The sequence below is a fragment of the Pseudomonas sp. CGJS7 genome, from assembly GCF_036961695.1.
This window is the reverse complement of sequence record NZ_JBAMDI010000186.1, coordinates 1-16873: the sequence shown is the minus strand read 5'-3', so window position 1 is coordinate 16873 and position 16873 is coordinate 1. Positions and strand designations below refer to the sequence as shown.

Here is a 16873-nt window from a genome sequence, read left to right as displayed (position 1 = left end):
CGCTCGCGAGTTATTGGCCGTATTTGCAAAACACCACACTAGCCGATTGAAGATAACGCACCGGAATACCCTTGCGATAACTTCAGGTTATCGCTCGATCGGATCATCTCATTGGGAATGCGGCACCAGGCTTCTTACAGTGGCTACAGCCATAACAAGAAGTCAGCCGCTCCGCCCTGAGAGGTCCCATGCAACTGATTGCCAAATCCGGTGACCCCGCCGTCATCCGCCTCAACCCTTTGGACAACGTCGTCATTGCCCGCCAGGCCCTGCTGCCAGGCGTGCGCCTGGATGCCGAGGCGATTACCGTGCGCCAGCCCATCCCTTCAGGCCACAAGCTCGCCACCGAGCCTGTGGCGCAAGGCCAGCCGTTGCGCCGTTACGGGCAGATCATCGGTTTTGCGTCCCAGGCGATCGACGCTGGCGACCATGTGCATGTGCACAACGTGCAGATGGGCGATTTTGCCCGTGACTACGCGTTTGGTGTCGATACCCGCAGCCTGCCAGGCAGCGCCGCGCAGTTCCAGGGCATCGTGCGCGCCGATGGCCGTGTCGCCACCCGCAACTACATCGGCATTCTCACCTCGGTAAACTGTTCGGCGACCGTGGCCCGGGCCGTGGCCGACCATTTCCGCCGTGACATTCACCCCGAGGTGCTGGCCGACTACCCGAATGTCGACGGTGTGGTCGCCCTGACCCACGGTGCCGGTTGCGCAGTTGACCCGAGCGGTGAAGCCCTGGGCCTGTTGCGCCGCACCCTGGCCGGTTACGCCGTCCACCCCAACTTCGCTGCCGTGCTGATCATCGGCCTGGGCTGCGAAACCAACCAGATCGAAACCCTGCTGGAAACCCAAGGCCTGCAGGCAAGTGCGCAACTGCGCGCCTTTACCATCCAAGGGATCGGGGGCACTTCGAAAACCATCGCTGCCGGTATCGCCCAGGTCAAGGCTCTGTTGGCCGAGGCCAATCAGGTACGGCGCCAGCCTGTCAGTGCCCGCCACCTGGTGGTCGGCCTGCAGTGCGGCGGCTCAGATGGCTATTCGGGGATCACCGCCAACCCGGCACTGGGCAATGCCGTTGACCGCCTGGTGGCCGCCGGCGGTACCGCCATTCTCTCCGAAACCCCGGAAATCTATGGTGCCGAGCACTTGCTCACGCGGCGCGCGGTAAGCCGTGAGGTGGGGGAGAAGCTGGTGGCGCGCATTCGCTGGTGGGAAGACTACTGCCAGCGTATGAACGCCGAATTGAACAACAACCCCTCGGCCGGCAACAAGGCAGGGGGGCTGACCACTATCCTCGAGAAATCCCTGGGCGCAGTGGCCAAGGCGGGCTCCAGCAACCTGGTCGATGTGTATCAGTACGCGCAAGCCGTGCGTGCCCAGGGCCTGGTGTTCATGGACACCCCCGGCTACGACCCGGTCTCGGCCACCGGTCAGGTGGCCGGCGGGGCCAACCTGATCGCCTTCACCACCGGCCGCGGCTCGGCCTACGGCTGTGCCCCGGCGCCATCGATCAAGCTGGCAACCAACAACCGGGTGTTCGAGCACCAGCAAGAGGACATGGACGTCAATTGCGGCGGCATCGCCGATGGCTCCACCAGCATCGAGGAGCGCGGCGCATTCATCTTCGAGCAGATGCTGCGCATTGCCTCCGGGGAACGCAGCAAGAGCGAACAGCACGGCTACGGGCAAAACGAGTTCGTCCCGTGGCAGATCGGCGCCGTGACCTGATCGACCGCTCCCGTCCCATTTGCGAGGCAACTGCAATGATTCAAACCACGCTGTACAACGTGCAAGCGCTTACCACGTTTGTCGAGCAACTGTTCATGAAAGCCGGAGCCGACGTGGACGTCGCCCAGGTGGTGACCCGTGTGCTGCTCGAAGGCGAACTGCTCGGCCACCGTACCCATGGCCTCAACCTGGTCAGCCGCTACATCGACGGCATGCTCAGCGGCCAGGTCAAGGCCAGCGCGCAGGCGCTGGAACAGGTCGCCGACAGTGGTATTTCCAGCCTGTTCGACGGCCACTACGTGTTGGGGCCCTATTGCGTCAGCCGGGCACTGGATTGCGCGGCCGCGGGCGCGACCAAGCAGGGCATCGGTATTGCGGTAGTACGCCGCGCTGCCCATATCGGCTGCCTGGCCGCCTACCTCAAGCCATACACAGACCAAGGGTTGCTGGCCATGGTCTACTCGTCGGATCCGTCGGTGGGGCTGGTCTGTGCTCATGGCGGCATCGACCCGGTGTACACCCCCAACCCGATTGCTGCCGGTATCCCGACCCAGGGTGAGCCGATCCTGCTGGATGTCAGCATGTCCACCGTCACCCTTGGCCTGGTCGGCCAATGCCGCGATGCCGGCCGACGTCTGCCGCACCCGGTGCTGGTGAGCAATGACGGGCAGCTCAGCGATGACCCGGGCGATTTCTTTACCCGCCCGCAAGGCAGCATCCTGCCGCTCGGCGGCCAGGCCTTTGGCCATAAAGGGTTTGCCCTTGCGCTGTTGGTCGAAGCCCTCACCTCGGGGCTGGCCGGCCATGGGCGCAAGGATGCACCGGACCAGTGGGGCGCCTCGGCCACTGCGCTGGTGATTGACCCGCGCATGTTCGGCGGCCTGGAGGCGTTCCTCGACGAAACCAGCTTCCTGGGGGGATTGGTTCTGGCAAGCCGCCCGCTCGACCCCGAACGCCCGGTACGCCTGCCGGGGCAAGCAGGCCTTGCCCTGCGTCGACAGGCCTTGGAGCAGGGCGTGAGCCTTTCGCCGCAGCTGATAGCCGACCTTGAGCGCGTGGCTGGGCAGTTGCAACTGCCGGGACTTTTCCAATGATGCAAAGCAAGGGAACACAGATGACTGATCGAACGAACGCCAATCAACCGCTGCCACTGAGCCATGATGCCAGCGTTTTCGACCGCGGCAGCTGGGTAGGGCGCGTCTGGTTGCCGGAGCAGGGGCCGGCGGTGGTGCTGGTGAAAGCCGGCGCCGTCTACAATATCAGCACCCACGTGGCGACCGTCTCGGCACTGCTGGAAGTGGACGATCCGGTGGCCTACCTGCGTGCCTTGCCGCTGGCCGAACCCTTGATTGCGCTGCCGGCATTGCTGGGCAACAGCGATCCCGCACGGCGCACCCCGCACCAGCCGTGGCTGCTGGCGCCGATCGACCTGCAAGCGGTGAAGGCCGCTGGTGTGACCTTCGCCACCAGCCTGCTGGAGCGTGTGGTAGAAGAACAGGCCAAGGGCGACCCGGGCAAGGCCGACGCCATCCGTGACACCCTGGCCAGCCGCATCGGCGCCGACCTGTCGCAGATCGTGCCCGGCTCGGCTCAGGCCGAAGCGCTGCGCAAGGTGCTGGTAGAGCAGGGCCTGTGGTCGCAGTACCTGGAGGTGGGTATAGGCCCGGATGCCGAAGTGTTCACCAAGGCCCAACCGCTGTCTGCGGTTGGCCACGGCGCCGACATCGGCATCCACCCCAAGTCCAGCTGGAACAACCCAGAGCCGGAAGTGGTGCTGGCCGTGTCGAGCAATGGCAGCATCAAGGGCGCCATGCTCGGCAACGACGTCAACCTGCGCGACTTCGAAGGGCGTAGTGCGTTGCTGCTGTCCAAGGCCAAGGACAACAACGCTTCCACTGCACTGGGCCCGCTGCTGCGGTTGTTCGACGAAAGCTTCGGCCTGGACGATGTGCGTGCTGCCGAGGTGGACCTGCGGGTGGAAGGCGAGGACGGCTTTATCCTCTCCGGGCGCAGTTCCATGCGCCAGATCAGCCGTGACCCGCAAGACCTGGTGCAGCAAACCCTCAACGAAAACCACCAGTACCCTGACGGCCTGGTGCTGTTCCTCGGTACCCTGTTCGCCCCCAAGCAGGACCGCGATCAGCCGGGTAACGGCTTTACCCACAAACCGGGTGACGTGGTGAGCATCAGCAACCCGCAACTGGGTACCCTGTGCAACCGCGTGACCACCAGCGATCTGGCACCGCAGTGGGACTTCGGCCTGCGCGCGTTGATCGACAACCTCGGCCGACGTGGCCTGCTGGAGGTCGCGGCCACCGCCCGCCCGCTTTGAACGGCTCGCTGCGTCAGGGAGGGGCGCAGCATCATCGAGGGATCGTCAAGGCGCTGACAGCGCGGCAACAATAATAATAAAGGTCATCACATGAACCCAATGAAGAAGTACCAGCGCATTACCGTCGTGTTCCTGCTGCTGATCGGCATCGTCAACTACCTGGACCGTAGTGCGCTGTCGATCGCCAACACCTCCATCCAGAAAGACATGATGATCAGCCCGTCGCAGATGGGCATCCTGTTGTCGGCGTTTTCCATTGCCTATGCCTTTGCCCAGTTGCCAATGGGCATGATCATTGACCGCCTGGGCAGCAAGATCGCCCTCGGCGCCTCGTTGCTGGGTTGGTCGGTTGCCCAGGCGGCGTTTGGCATGGTCAACAGTTTTGCCGGTGTCATGGGCCTGCGGGTGTTGCTGGGGATTGGCGAGGCGCCGATGTTCCCATCGGCGGCCAAAGCATTGTCGGAGTGGTTCGACGCCAACGAGCGCGGCACCCCGACCGGCGTGGTCTGGTCGTCGACCTGTCTTGGCCCCTGCCTTGCGCCGCCTTTGCTGACGCTGTTCATGGTCAACTTTGGCTGGCGCGGCATGTTCATCATTACCGGCGTGATCGGCGTGGTGCTGGCGCTGTGCTGGCTGACCTTCTACAAGAGCAAGGCCCGTTTTCTGGCAGAGCTTGCCGCCGAAGGCAAACCGCTGCCGAGTGAGCGCCAGGCTGCGGCCGCCACGGCAACCGCGCCGAAGGCTTCGTACTTTGCCGGCTGGCTTGATCTGTTCAAGCACCGCAGTACCTGGGGCGCGGTGTTGGGTTTCATGGGGGTGATCTACATGCTCTGGCTGCACCTGACCTGGCTGCCGGGCTACTTCGAGCGCGAGCATGGCCTGGACCTGTACAAGACCGCCTGGGTGGTGTCGCTGGCGTATGGCTTCGGTGCGGCGGGGACCATCGTTGCCGGGCGCTTCTGTGACTGGCTGGTAAGGCGTGGCATGAGCGTGCTGGGCAGCCGCAAGTTCAGTGTCATCACTGGCCTGGTGCTGGCAGCGCTGTTCACCTTGCCACTGTCGTTCGTCACCGGCCTGACGGGGTGCATCATGCTGCTTTGCCTGGCGCTGTTCAGCATCAATATGGCCAGTGCCACCGCCTGGATGATCGTCAACACCATTGTCGACAGCCAGCGCGTGGCCTCGTTTGGTTCGATCCAGAACTTCGGCGGCTACATCGCAGGCTCGGTGGCACCGATCGCGACGGGCTTCAGCATCCAGTACTCGGGCTCGTTCACCACGGCGTTCATGATCAGCGCGGTGGTGGCGCTGTGCTCGGCGGTGGCGTACTTCCTGCTGCTACAGGCACCCATTGGCAGTGCCAAGGTCGAGGCGGGCGGGATGGCTGGCGCAACTGAACAGGCGTGAACGCTACGGGGGCTGCAGTGCAGCCCCTGAACCCTTGGTTGATTGTGACGCGACCCGCGGCGCTTGTCATGGAGGGCTATCTGTATGTATAAACAGTGCCTGTTGCCGCCATCTGACTTCCGCCCGTGATCGCCCATTCCGTCGACGACCCGTTCTACTACCTGCATAACTTCCGCCAGGTCGTGCTGTGGGTCGAACAGCGCTACCAGGACCTGCTGGATGATCAGGAACTGGCCTTCATCCGTACCTTCAGTCAACTGCAAGCGCCAGCCCAGGCCTTGATGGTGCGCATGGTGATGCGCAAAGGCGAGTTGTTTCGCAGCGATCGGCTCGACTACGCCGAAATCGGCGATACTGCGCTGGCGCTGCAGCCGTTGCTGGCCCTCGGCTGGGTACGGGAGCCCGAGCAACTGGACCTTGAACAGCTGTTCGCCTTGCTGCGCAAGGAAGAACTGGCCCGCTGCTTCGCCCGGCAACTGAACCGCCCGCGCGCGGCCAAGCATGAGTTGTTGGCACAGCTGCAACCCCTGGCGCTGGCGGCCCGGTCACTGGTCGAATGGTTTCCCGAAAGCGAGGTGCGCATCCTGCAGTGGTGCCTGCAACCTCTGTGCGACCGCATGCGCCTGCTGTTCTTCGGCAACCTGTACCAGGACTGGTCAGACTTCGTCCTCGCCGACCTGGGCGTGCTGCGTTACGAGCAGGTGCCGTTCAGCCCTGATTCTCGTGCCTTGCAGCAACGTGACGATGTCGACCTGGCCATGGCGCTGCACCAGTGCGCCGAGCGCCTGGAGCAGGGCGGCGACCCGCTGCCGATCCTTGCCACCCTGCAGGGCCTGCACAGCGACAACCCCTGGCTGGCCCGGCGCCATGCGCGGCTGCAATTCGCCGTGGGCCAACAATGCGAACGCCTGGGTGAATGGGACCTGGCCACGGCTGTGTATGCGCAGTGCAACCATCCCCAGGCGCGCATTCGCCAGGTGAGGGTGCTGGAGCGCAGCGAACAGTGGCACCAGGCCCATGCACGGGCGTTGCAACTGGCAGCGGCACCTGCCAACGCGCTGGAGGAGCAGGCGCTGCAGCGCATGCTGCCACGCCTGGCGCGCAAACTCGGCGGCCCGCCACAGCGGCGCCAGCGCACCACGCCGCTGGAACTGATCGAGCTCGAACTGCCCCGTGGGCACGCTGCGCTGGGTGTTGAAGAAGCCGTGCGTCAGCACCTGATGCAAGAGGGGGGGCAGGCGCATTACGTGGAGAACACGCTGTTCAACAGCCTGTTTGGCCTGTTGTGCTGGGAGGCCATCTTCGCTCCAGTGCCCGGCGCATTCTTCAACCCGTTCCAGGCCGCGCCACAGGACCTGCACGACAGCGACTTCCAGCAACGGCGCAGTGCACTGTTCGAACGCTGCCTCGGGCGGCTCGACGAGGGTAGCCATCGCCAGGCGATTCTCGACTGCTACGTGGCCAAACAGGGGCTGCAGTCGCCGTTCGTGTCCTGGTCCATGCTCAGCGAGGAACTGCTGGAACAGGCCTTGGCGTGCCTGCCGGCCGCAGCGCTCAAGCAATGTTTCCTGCGCCTGTTGCAGGACATTCGCAGCAACCGTGCCGGCATGCCCGACCTGATTCAGTTCTGGCCCGAGCAGGGCCGTTATCGCATGGTCGAGGTCAAGGGGCCCGGTGACCGCCTGCAGGACAATCAGCTGCGCTGGCTGGAGTTCTGCAGGCAACACGGCCTGCCGGTCGCGGTGTGCCACGTGCGCTGGAGCGAAACACCTTGAGCTACAGCGTAGCGGTGCGCGCCTTGTGTGAGTTCAGCGCCAAGGTCGGCGACCTGGACCTGCGCTTCACGCCATCGCCCACCGCCCAGGAGGGTATCGAAGGGCATCAGCGGGTGGTCGCACGGCGGGCTGCTGGCTACGAGTCGGAAATCGCCCTTGAAGGCCAGTTCGAAACCCTCAGGGTGCGGGGCCGTGCCGACGGCTATGACCCTGCCAGCAATCGCCTGGAAGAGATCAAGACGCACCGTGGCGATCTGGCGCGTCAACCGGCCAATCACCGTCAGTTGCACTGGGCACAGGCCAAGGTCTATGGCTGGTTGATGTGCCAGGCACGACAACTGCCGGCCATCGAGGTGGCGCTGGTGTACCTCGACGTGGACAGCGACGGCCAGACGCTGTTCGCTGAGCACTGTTCGGCTGCCGAGTTGCAGGCCTTCTTCGAAACCCAGTGCCAGCGCTTTCTGGGCTGGGCTCGATGGCAGCAACGACGCTTGGCCGAACGTGACCAAGGCCTGCTGGCGCTGAGTTTCCCCTACCCACAGTTCCGAAAGGGCCAGCGGCAGTTGGCTGAAACCTTGTACAAGGCGGTGAGCACCGGTCGTTGCCTGATGGCCCAGGCCAGCACCGGCATTGGCAAAACCCTTGGTACCTTGTTCCCGCTGCTCAAGGCCATGGTGCCGCAGCAGCTGGACAAGCTGTTTTTTCTCACCGCCAAGACACCAGGCCGGGCACTCGCCCTGGATGCCATGCGCCAGATCACCGATGCCACGCCGCAACCTGCCCTGCGCACACTGGAGCTGATCGCTCGCGACAAAGCCTGTGAATACCCGGACAAGGCCTGTCATGGTGAGTCCTGCCCATTGGCCGCAGGCTTCTACGACCGTTTGCCGGCTGCGCGCGAGGCTGCGGCAGCACTGCCGTTGCTCGACCGCGCCAACCTGCGTGAAGTGGCCTTGGCGCACCAGGTGTGCCCGTACTACCTGGGCCAGGAGATGGCGCGCTGGGCCGACGTGCTGGTCGCCGACTACAACTACTACTTCGATGCGCATGCTTTGCTGTTCGGCCTGACCCAGCTCAACCAGTGGCGAGTGGCAGTACTGGTGGACGAAGCGCATAACCTGGTCGAGCGGGGGCGAGGCATGTACAGCGCCAGCCTTGACCAGGGCCAGCTGCTGGCGTTGCGCCAGAGCAAACCGCCTGGGCTGGTCAGTGCGCTGGACCGCCTGAACAGGCAGTGGAACGCGCTGTATAGAGAGCAGCGTGCGCCGTACCAGGCCAGCGAGTCGCTGCCTGAAGGGCTACTGCGCGCCCTGCAGCAGTGCGTCGGGGTGATTCAGGAGCAGATGAACCAGGCGCCCACGCACATCGACCCCCAGGTGTTGCAGTTCTACTATCAGGCCTTGCAGTTCTGCCGGGTTGCCGAACTGTTCGACGAGCACTTTCTGTTCGACATCAGCCAGCGCCAGGGCCCGCGCAAGCGGCGGCTGGCCACGCTGTGCCTGCGCAATGTCACCCCGGCGCGGCTGCTGGCACCGCGCATGCAGGCGGCGCGCAGTGTGACGCTGTTTTCCGCCACGTTGAGCCCACGGCATTTCTACAGCGACCTGCTGGGCATGCCAGCCGATACCGCCTGGCTGGACGTGGCCGCGCCGTTCCGTGCCGAACAGCTGGAAGTGCGCATTGCCAGCCAGGTGTCCACCCGTTACCAGCAGCGCCAAGCCTCCCTGGCGCCGATCGTTGACCTGATTGCCCGGCAGTATGAGCGCATGCCGGGTAACTACCTGGCGTTCTTCAGCAGCTTTGAATACCTGCAACAGGTGGCAGGGCTGTTGGCCGAGCAGCATGGCCAGATTCCGCGGTGGTCACAGGAGCCGGGCATGGACGAGGCGGCTCGCCAGGCATTTCTCGATCGCTTTGTCGCCGATGGCCGAGGTGTGGGCTTTGCCGTATTGGGCGGCGCTTTCGGCGAAGGTGTGGATTTGCCGGGCACGCGGCTGATTGGCGCGTTTGTCGCCACCCTGGGGCTGCCTCAGGTCAACCCGGTCAACGAGCAGTTCAAACAGCGCCTGGGGCGGCAATTTGGCGCGGGTTTCGATTACGCGTATCTCTACCCGGGCGTGCGCAAGGTGATCCAGGCGGCGGGCCGGGTTATTCGGGGTGACCAGGACCGTGGTGTACTGGTGCTGATTGACGAACGCTTCGCCGAGCCGCGGGTGCAGCAGATGTTTCCAGGGTGGTGGGCGGCGGCTATTGTCTAGCGGTACTTTGGCCGCTGGTGATCAGCCGTAATCAGGCAAAAAGTATTTGTGCAGGTCTCATCAGCATTTGTGGGGGGCGCTTTGGGGCCCTGTCGCGACACAAGGCCGCGCCTGGCTGTGTTGACCGGGCATTTCGTCTGCCCAGGGCTGCGGCAGGACCGGCAGGTTCGTTCAGTAGGCATCAATTGGGGTAAGATCACGATCCGTGCCAGTTGCAAAGCCCTTGAATATCAAGGTGATGGCACTTCTCAGGGTCCGAATGACACGCGCGTGTTGCGGTCATTCGGACTGGCTTGGCTGTCGTTTTGACTTGCTTCAGGGTTTGCCTGGTTCAGTGCCGGCTGACGCTTCGCTACAGGATTCACGTTTTGTCCGACCTCTCGAAAAATCCGCTGCTGCAGTACATGGCCCGTCTGGCCCCATCCAGCCAGCAAACCATGCGCTACATTCTTCAGGACGCCGCCGACCGGCTAGGTTTTGTCGACTGCAACATTGTCGATGTGCCTTGGCATCGGCTCGAGCCGGGCCATGTGATTGCACTGGTGGCTGCCCTGCGTGCCGATGGTTACGCGCCCAACAGCTCGTCGCTGTACGTCAACGCGATTCGCGGGGTGATGAACGAGGCCTGGCGTCAGGGCCTGATCGACCACGAGCAGCTGTTGCGTATTCGCGAGGTCAAGCCAGCCACAGGCTCGCGCCTGCCGCCAGGGCGCAACCTGCGCCGCAGCCTGATCCGCGAACTGATGGATGTGTGCGCTGCCGACCCGCGGCCACAGGGGGTGCGTGATGCGGCGATCATTGCCTTGCTGTACGGTACCGGCATGCGCAAGTCGGAGTCGGTCGACATCGACCTTGACCAGGTCGACTTCGAGGCACGCAGCCTGCAGGTGGTGGGCAAGGGCAATCACCAGCTGGTCAAGTACGCACCGCCGTGGGCGTTCGAGAAGCTGCAGGCCTGGCTTGAACTGCGCCGCCAGGACCTGCCTGCCGGGGCGGAAGATGACCCGTTCCTGTTCAACCGCATCCGTCGCGGCAATCACATTACCCGGGCACGCATTACCAAGCATGCGATCTACTACATAGCCCGCCAGCGCGGCGCGCAGGTGGGGGTGAAGATCATGCCGCACGATTTTCGCCGGGCATTCATTACCCGGGTGATCGAAGAGCACGACCTGTCGATTGCGCAGAAGCTGGCGCACCATGCCAATATCCAGACCACGGCCATCTATGACCGGCGTGATGACAACGAGCGTCGGCGTGCCGTGGACCGCTTCGATTACTGAGGCTTGATATTGTGGGGCTCAACGCAGCCCCATTTTCACGTATGCCGGCACCGAAACAGGGCCGACACACGCCCCTGCTTTGTGCGCCATTCCCCCGCATGCCCGATGCCAGAGCGGGCACTGCACAGGTTTCATCATCGTTCACCTGCGAAGTTGGCCCGCAACCTGCTATATCCAGCCTGCGAATTTGATCGAGTGGTCAGGCCGTGCGCGCTAGCAGGCGCCCGCGCCGGACCCTCTAAACGGCCAGCAGGCCACGGATTTCAGGGGCCGCAGGATGTCGCTCGCGGAGCAGATCGAACAACAGCAAGACGATGCGGGCTGGAGTGCTCACCTGCAGTTGCGCTTTGTCCAGCGCGGCGGCGTGACCCGCCTTGGTGCGTGGAAGCATTTCGGACCTCTTTTGGTGCAGCGGCCTTTCTATCCTGAAGGTGCGCCGTGCCATGTCTATGTCCTGCACCCGCCAGGCGGCATCGTCGCCGGCGACCGCCTGGAACTGGACATTCACCTGGAACCGGGTAGCCACGCGCTGCTGACCATGCCCGGCGCCAGCAAGTTCTACCGCAGCATCGGCCCGACCGCGCGGTTGGCCCAACGCTTCCATCTGGCCGCGGGCAGCACCCTGGAGTGGCTGCCGCAGGACAGCATCTTCTTCTCCGGCGCCCGGGCCAGCCTCGCCAGCCGTTTTACCCTTGAACCGGGCGCCCGCCTGCTGGCCTGGGAAACCCTGTGCCTGGGCCGGCCGGTCATGCACGAGCGTTTCGACCACGGCGCCCTCGACAGCCTCTTGCACATCGAACTGCCTGACGAGGTTGGCCTGCATGAGCGCCTGCGTCTCGCAGGCGGGCACCTGGGCAAGCTGGGTGGGCACCCGCTACTCGCCACCTTCTGCGCCGCACCTGCCAATCAGGCCGTGTTGGAGCAGGTTCGCCCGCTACTCGATGAATTGGGCAACCCGGCCGGTGCGACCCTGCTCGGGTCGTTGCTGGTGATCCGGGTGCTCGACCATGACAACCAACACCTGCAACGCACCCTGCAACGCCTGTGGCATGTGCTGCGCCCGGCCATCCTCGGCCTGCCAGCCTGCCCACCGCGTATCTGGGCTACCTGAGAGAGCACCATGGAGCTTACCCCGAGAGAGAAAGACAAACTGCTGCTGTTCACTGCCGCGCTGCTGGCGGAGCGGCGGCTGGCCCGTGGCCTGAAGCTCAACTACCCGGAGGCCGTGGCGCTGATCAGTGCCGCGGTGCTCGAAGGCGCCCGCGATGGCCGCACAGTCGCCGAACTGATGAGCCTGGGGCGTGAAGTGCTGACCCGTGAGCAGGTGATGCCCGGTATCGCTGAAATGCTTCACGACGTGCAGGTCGAAGCGACCTTCCCGGATGGCACCAAGTTGGTGACCGTGCATGACCCCATCGTCTGAAACCGCCAAGGAGCGTCGCATGATCCCAGGTGAAATCCAGGTCGCCGCGGGCGACATCGAGTTGAACAGTGGCCGAGAAACGGTCAGCGTCAGTGTGGCCAACCATGGCGACCGGCCGGTGCAGGTCGGCTCGCACTACCACTTCTATGAAGTCAACGACGCGCTGGTGTTCGACCGGGCGCCCACCCTGGGCTTTCGCCTGGACATCCCGGCCGGCACTGCCGTGCGCTTCGAGCCGGGTCAGGCGCGTACCGTGCAACTGGTGGCTTACGCCGGCAAGCGTGAGGTCTATGGTTTTCAGGGCAAGGTGATGGGCGCGCTGGAGGGCAGGGCATGAGCCGTATTTCCCGTCAGGCCTATGCCGACATGTTCGGGCCCACAGTTGGCGACCGCGTGCGCCTGGCCGACACTGCGCTATGGGTGGAGGTCGAGAAAGACTTCACGATCTACGGCGAAGAGGTGAAGTTCGGCGGCGGCAAGGTCATTCGCGATGGCATGGGGCAGGGCCAGATGCTGGCGGCCGAGGCCATGGACCTGGTGTTGACCAATGCGCTGATCATCGACCACTGGGGCATCGTCAAGGCCGACATCGGCATCAAGCATGGACGCATCGCGGTGATCGGCAAGGCCGGCAACCCCGATGTGCAGCCGGGCGTGAACGTGCCAGTCGGGCCAGGGACCGAGGTGATCGCGGCCGAGGGCAAGATCGTCACCGCCGGTGGTGTCGATTCGCATATCCACTTCATTTGCCCACAGCAGGTGGACGAGGCATTGAACAGCGGTGTCACCACGTTCATCGGCGGTGGAACCGGGCCGGCCACTGGCACCAATGCCACCACCTGCACGCCCGGCCCCTGGTACCTTGCGCGCATGTTGCAGGCTGCCGACAGCTTGCCGATCAACATCGGGCTGCTGGGCAAGGGCAATGCCTCGCGGCCGGACGCGCTGCGCGAGCAGATTGCCGCAGGCGCTGTCGGGCTCAAGCTGCATGAAGACTGGGGCTCTACGCCAGCAGCCATCGACTGTTGCCTGGGCGTGGCCGAGGAAATGGATATCCAGGTGGCAATTCACACCGACACCCTCAACGAGTCGGGCTGTATCGAAGACACGTTGGCGGCCATCGGCGACCGCACCATTCACACCTTCCATACCGAAGGTGCCGGTGGCGGCCATGCCCCGGACATCATCCGTGCGGCGGGCCAGGCCAACGTGCTGCCATCCTCGACCAACCCGACCCTGCCTTACACGATCAACACCGTGGACGAGCACCTGGACATGCTCATGGTCTGTCACCACCTGGACCCGAGCATCGCCGAGGACGTGGCCTTCGCCGAGTCACGCATTCGCCGCGAAACCATCGCTGCCGAGGATATCCTCCACGACATGGGCGCCTTTGCCATGACCTCGTCCGACTCCCAGGCCATGGGCCGGGTTGGCGAGGTGGTGCTGCGCACCTGGCAGGTGGCGCACCAGATGAAGCTGCGTCGCGGGCCGCTGGCACCGGACACCCCATACAGCGACAACTTCCGGGTCAAGCGCTACATCGCCAAGTACACCATCAACCCGGCACTCACCCATGGCATCGGTCACGAAGTGGGCTCGGTGGAGGTCGGCAAGCTGGCCGACCTGGTGCTGTGGTCGCCAGCGTTCTTTGCGGTCAAGCCGGCCCTGGTGCTCAAGGGCGGGATGATCGTCACCGCGCCCATGGGCGACATCAACGGCTCCATACCCACCCCCCAGCCTGTGCACTATCGGCCGATGTTCGGCGCGCTGGGTGCGGCGCGGCATGCCACACGCATGACATTCCTGCCCCAGGCGGCAATGGACCGCGGGCTGGCCGAGGAGCTGAACCTGCGCAGCCTGATTGGCGTGGTCAACGGCTGTCGGCGGGTACGCAAGCCGGACATGGTCCACAACACCCTGCAGCCGCTGATCGAAGTCGATGCGCAGACCTATCAGGTGCGTGCCGATGGCGAACTGCTGGTCTGCGAACCGGCCAGCGAACTGCCGCTGGCCCAGCGCTATTTCCTGTTCTGAGGAGCACAAATGATTGTCTTGAGCCGCCGTATCTCCGAACCCGGCACGCGGGTTGTCAGTGGCACTGTCACCCTCGACGTGGACAGCCGTATCAAGAGCCGCCTGCGAGTAACCCTGGACGATGGCCGCGAAGCCGGGCTGATGCTGGAGCGCGGCCACCTGCTGCGCGGAGGTGAACTGCTGGCCGATGCCGAGGGCACCCAGCTGATCCGCGTGCTGGCGGCGCCCGAGGCGGTGTCGACGGTGCGCTGTGCCGATCCACATCTATTGGCCCGCGCCGCCTACCACCTGGGTAACCGCCATGTACCGCTGCAGATCGAGCCCGGGCTGTTGCGCTTCCAGCACGACCATGTGCTGGACGACATGCTGCGGGGGCTGGGCCTGACGGTAGAGGCCGAACAGGCCCCGTTCGAGCCTGAAGCGGGCGCTTACCAAAGTGCACCGCATGGCCACAGCCACAGTCATGCCCATGGCCATGGCCACGATCACCCGTTCGTACGCCTGCCTGCCCATTCCTGAACTGCCCTGGAGCAACCGATGAAAAAGACTTTCGCCCTGTTTCTGTTGATGCTGGCACTGCCAGCCTTCGCCCATCCAGGCCATGACAGCAACCCGCTGCAGGACGGCCTGCTGCACCCGCTGACCGGGCTCGATCACCTGCTGATGCTGCTGGGCACCGGCGTGCTCGCCGCGTTGACCCGGCGCAACCTGACGTTGCCTCTGGCGACTCTGGCGGCCATGTTCGGTGGCGCTGTGTGCGGTCACCTGTTCGGCGATGTGCTGGGCATGGAAACCCTGATTGCCGTGTCGCTGCTGGTGGCTGCCGGGGCGGTGCTGCTGCCGAGCCGCCAGTTGCTGCTGGCCATGGCCATGCCGGTGTTCGCCCTGTTCCATGGCTGGGCCCATGGCGTAGAAGCCACCCCGAGCGCTTTCTGGCAATTCAGCGCAGGGTTTGTCGCGGTCAGCGGCTTGCTGCTGGCCGCGGGCTTTGCAGTCGGTTGCCTGCTGCGCCGTCACAGCGGCCTGCAGAAGGCCTTTGGCGGTGGCCTGTTGGCCGGCGCCGCGCTGGTACTGGCCGGTTGATGAACAGCGACCTGGCGCTGCTGCGCCTGCTGCAGTTGGCCAGCCCCGGCTTGCCGGTGGGTGGTTTTACCTATTCGCAAGGCCTGGAGTGGGCGGTCGAGGCCGGCTGGGTTCGGGGCGTGGACAGTTTTGTCGGTTGGCAGCGTGAGCAGGTGCACGACACCCTAGCCTGCCTCGACTGGCCGGTGCTGGCGCGTCTGTACCATGCTTGCCAGGCTGAAGACGCCGAAGCGTTCGGCCACTGGAGCCGGTTCTTGCTGGCCAACCGCGAAACCGCCGAGCTGCGCCTGGAAGAACAGCAGCGCGGCGCAGCGCTGGCGCGGTTGCTCGACGGCTGGCAACTGGGCCAGGCACCGGCCTGGCGCGCCAGCCTTGAGCTGACCCAGTTGGGCGGTATGGCCTGGCTGGCTGCACACTGGGCCATCCCGCTGCGCCAGCTGGCATTGGGCCATGGCTTTGCCTGGCTGGAGGGCGCGGTCATGGCCGGGGTCAAGCTGGTGCCGTTCGGCCAGCAGGCTGCCCAGACCTTGCTACGCGACCTTGGCGCCGACTTGCCCGCTGCACTGGACCAGGCGCTAGCCCTGGGCGATGACCAGCTCGGCGGCGGCCTGCCGCTGCTGGCCATCGCTTCATCGCGTCACGAAACCCAATACACCCGTTTGTTCCGTTCCTGAGGACTGCCTGCATGCAAAGCTATCAACAACCCCTGCGCGTCGGTGTCGGCGGCCCGGTCGGCTCTGGCAAGACCGCTCTGCTGGAAGCGCTGTGCAAGGCCATGCGCGATCACTACCAGATCGCCGTGGTTACCAACGACATCTACACCAAGGAAGACCAGCGCATCCTCACTGAGGCCGGCGCCCTCGAGCCGGAGCGCATCGTTGGCGTTGAAACCGGTGGCTGCCCGCACACGGCCATTCGTGAAGACGCCTCGATGAACCTGGCGGCGGTCGAAGCGCTGGCGCGCAAGTTCGGTAATCTTGAAGTCATTTTCGTGGAAAGCGGCGGTGACAACCTCAGCGCCACCTTCAGCCCGGAGCTGGCTGACTTGACCATCTACGTGATCGACGTGGCCGAGGGCGAGAAGATCCCGCGCAAGGGCGGCCCAGGCATTACCAAGTCCGACTTCCTGGTGATCAACAAAACCGACCTGGCGCCTTATGTAGGGGCTTCACTGGAGGTGATGGAGCGCGACACCCAGCGCATGCGGCCGCAGCGGCCCTGGACCTTCAGCAACCTGAAGAAGGGCGAGGGGTTGCAGGCGGTGATCGATTTTATCGTTGAGCGTGGGATGCTGGGGGTGCGAGCCTGACAGATCGAGGTCTCTGTGCGGGCATGTCCGCAGAGAGACCAACGCGGTGGCTGGCACCGGCTCTGCCGGTGTTCGCGGGTAAACCTGCTCCTACGACGGGCTGTGTCCAATCACCGATGTGTGTCCACCAACGATCTGTGTGTAGGAGCGGGTTTACCCGCGAATACGGTAGCGGCGGCGACGGTGAACGGCGGGTGAAAATTGACCAGCAGGCCCGGCCCTTTCGCGGGTGAACC

Annotated in this window: 15 protein-coding genes; all 15 read left to right on the top strand. The window is 64.5% G+C overall.

Features of this window, described 5'->3' with window-relative positions; all coding sequences use genetic code 11:
* The first annotated feature begins 188 nt into the window (after window positions 1-188).
* The 15 genes from V7787_RS49080 (at window position 189) to ureG (ending at window position 16637) form a co-directional block, all read left to right on the top strand.
* Entirely contained in the window at window positions 189-1730 is a 1542-nt protein-coding gene (locus V7787_RS49080) for a UxaA family hydrolase (RefSeq protein ID WP_064493097.1), read from the top strand.
* Between the two features lie 35 nt (window positions 1731-1765).
* Complete coding sequence (locus V7787_RS49075; protein WP_336094869.1) at window positions 1766-2824, top strand: Ldh family oxidoreductase; 1059 nt, start codon at window positions 1766-1768, stop codon at window positions 2822-2824.
* A gap of 20 nt (window positions 2825-2844) precedes the next feature.
* Entirely contained in the window at window positions 2845-4062 is a 1218-nt protein-coding gene (locus tag V7787_RS49070) for a fumarylacetoacetate hydrolase family protein (protein WP_064493095.1), read from the top strand.
* Window positions 4063-4161: 99 nt separating this feature from the next.
* The gene (locus V7787_RS49065) at window positions 4162-5469 is read left to right on the top strand and encodes an MFS transporter (RefSeq protein ID WP_231114309.1); all 1308 of its coding nucleotides are present in this window, start codon (window positions 4162-4164) and stop codon (window positions 5467-5469) included.
* A gap of 125 nt (window positions 5470-5594) precedes the next feature.
* On the top strand, window positions 5595-7244 hold the full coding sequence (locus tag V7787_RS49060) for a VRR-NUC domain-containing protein (RefSeq protein WP_064493093.1): 1650 nt from the start codon (window positions 5595-5597) through the stop codon (window positions 7242-7244).
* Window positions 7241-9502: an ATP-dependent DNA helicase gene (locus V7787_RS49055; RefSeq protein WP_064493092.1), complete on the top strand. Its 2262-nt coding sequence runs from the start codon at window positions 7241-7243 to the stop codon at window positions 9500-9502. The genes V7787_RS49060 and V7787_RS49055 overlap by 4 nt, the downstream gene beginning before the upstream one ends.
* Window positions 9503-9870: 368 nt before the next feature.
* The gene (locus V7787_RS49050; RefSeq protein ID WP_004576552.1) at window positions 9871-10785 is read left to right on the top strand and encodes a site-specific integrase; all 915 of its coding nucleotides are present in this window, start codon (window positions 9871-9873) and stop codon (window positions 10783-10785) included.
* A 277-nt stretch (window positions 10786-11062) separates the two neighbouring features.
* Window positions 11063-11896 (top strand): urease accessory protein UreD, encoded by an 834-nt coding sequence (locus V7787_RS49045; protein ID WP_064493091.1) that lies wholly within the window; start codon window positions 11063-11065, stop codon window positions 11894-11896.
* A gap of 9 nt (window positions 11897-11905) precedes the next feature.
* Window positions 11906-12208: an urease subunit gamma gene (locus V7787_RS49040; protein ID WP_003253929.1), complete on the top strand. Its 303-nt coding sequence runs from the start codon at window positions 11906-11908 to the stop codon at window positions 12206-12208.
* Window positions 12209-12227: 19 nt separating this feature from the next.
* Window positions 12228-12545 (top strand): urease subunit beta, encoded by a 318-nt coding sequence (locus V7787_RS49035; protein ID WP_010953752.1) that lies wholly within the window; start codon window positions 12228-12230, stop codon window positions 12543-12545.
* Window positions 12542-14245, top strand: coding sequence for an urease subunit alpha (gene ureC / locus V7787_RS49030; RefSeq protein ID WP_014591285.1), 1704 nt, complete (start codon window positions 12542-12544; stop codon window positions 14243-14245). Before V7787_RS49035 ends, ureC begins: the two co-directional genes overlap by 4 nt.
* Before the next feature lie 9 nt (window positions 14246-14254).
* Window positions 14255-14764 carry an urease accessory protein UreE gene (ureE, locus tag V7787_RS49025; protein WP_064493090.1) on the top strand — a complete coding sequence of 170 codons (510 nt, stop codon included), beginning with the start codon at window positions 14255-14257 and terminating at the stop codon, window positions 14762-14764.
* An 18-nt stretch (window positions 14765-14782) separates the two neighbouring features.
* Complete coding sequence (locus V7787_RS49020; protein WP_064493089.1) at window positions 14783-15328, top strand: HupE/UreJ family protein; 546 nt, start codon at window positions 14783-14785, stop codon at window positions 15326-15328.
* Window positions 15328-16002 carry an urease accessory protein UreF gene (locus V7787_RS49015; RefSeq protein WP_003253924.1) on the top strand — a complete coding sequence of 225 codons (675 nt, stop codon included), beginning with the start codon at window positions 15328-15330 and terminating at the stop codon, window positions 16000-16002. Before V7787_RS49020 ends, V7787_RS49015 begins: the two co-directional genes overlap by 1 nt.
* Window positions 16003-16013: 11 nt before the next feature.
* Window positions 16014-16637: an urease accessory protein UreG gene (gene ureG, locus V7787_RS49010; protein ID WP_003253923.1), complete on the top strand. Its 624-nt coding sequence runs from the start codon at window positions 16014-16016 to the stop codon at window positions 16635-16637.
* Window positions 16638-16873: the final 236 nt, after the last annotated feature.

Bases quoted from the DNA above. Each gene is read 5' to 3' on its own strand.
- V7787_RS49080 (WP_064493097.1), top strand. From the start codon at position 189: ATGCAACTGATTGCCAAATCCGGTGACCCCGCCGTCATCCGCCTCAAC.
- V7787_RS49075 (WP_336094869.1), top strand. From the start codon at position 1,766: ATGATTCAAACCACGCTGTACAACGTGCAAGCGCTTACCACGTTTGTC.
- V7787_RS49070 (WP_064493095.1), top strand. From the start codon at position 2,845: ATGACTGATCGAACGAACGCCAATCAACCGCTGCCACTGAGCCATGAT.
- V7787_RS49065 (WP_231114309.1), top strand. From the start codon at position 4,162: ATGAAGAAGTACCAGCGCATTACCGTCGTGTTCCTGCTGCTGATCGGC.
- V7787_RS49045 (WP_064493091.1), top strand. From the start codon at position 11,063: ATGTCGCTCGCGGAGCAGATCGAACAACAGCAAGACGATGCGGGCTGG.
- V7787_RS49040 (WP_003253929.1), top strand. From the start codon at position 11,906: ATGGAGCTTACCCCGAGAGAGAAAGACAAACTGCTGCTGTTCACTGCC.
- V7787_RS49035 (WP_010953752.1), top strand. From the start codon at position 12,228: ATGATCCCAGGTGAAATCCAGGTCGCCGCGGGCGACATCGAGTTGAAC.
- ureC (WP_014591285.1), top strand. From the start codon at position 12,542: ATGAGCCGTATTTCCCGTCAGGCCTATGCCGACATGTTCGGGCCCACA.
- ureE (WP_064493090.1), top strand. From the start codon at position 14,255: ATGATTGTCTTGAGCCGCCGTATCTCCGAACCCGGCACGCGGGTTGTC.
- V7787_RS49020 (WP_064493089.1), top strand. From the start codon at position 14,783: ATGAAAAAGACTTTCGCCCTGTTTCTGTTGATGCTGGCACTGCCAGCC.
- V7787_RS49015 (WP_003253924.1), top strand. From the start codon at position 15,328: ATGAACAGCGACCTGGCGCTGCTGCGCCTGCTGCAGTTGGCCAGCCCC.
- ureG (WP_003253923.1), top strand. From the start codon at position 16,014: ATGCAAAGCTATCAACAACCCCTGCGCGTCGGTGTCGGCGGCCCGGTC.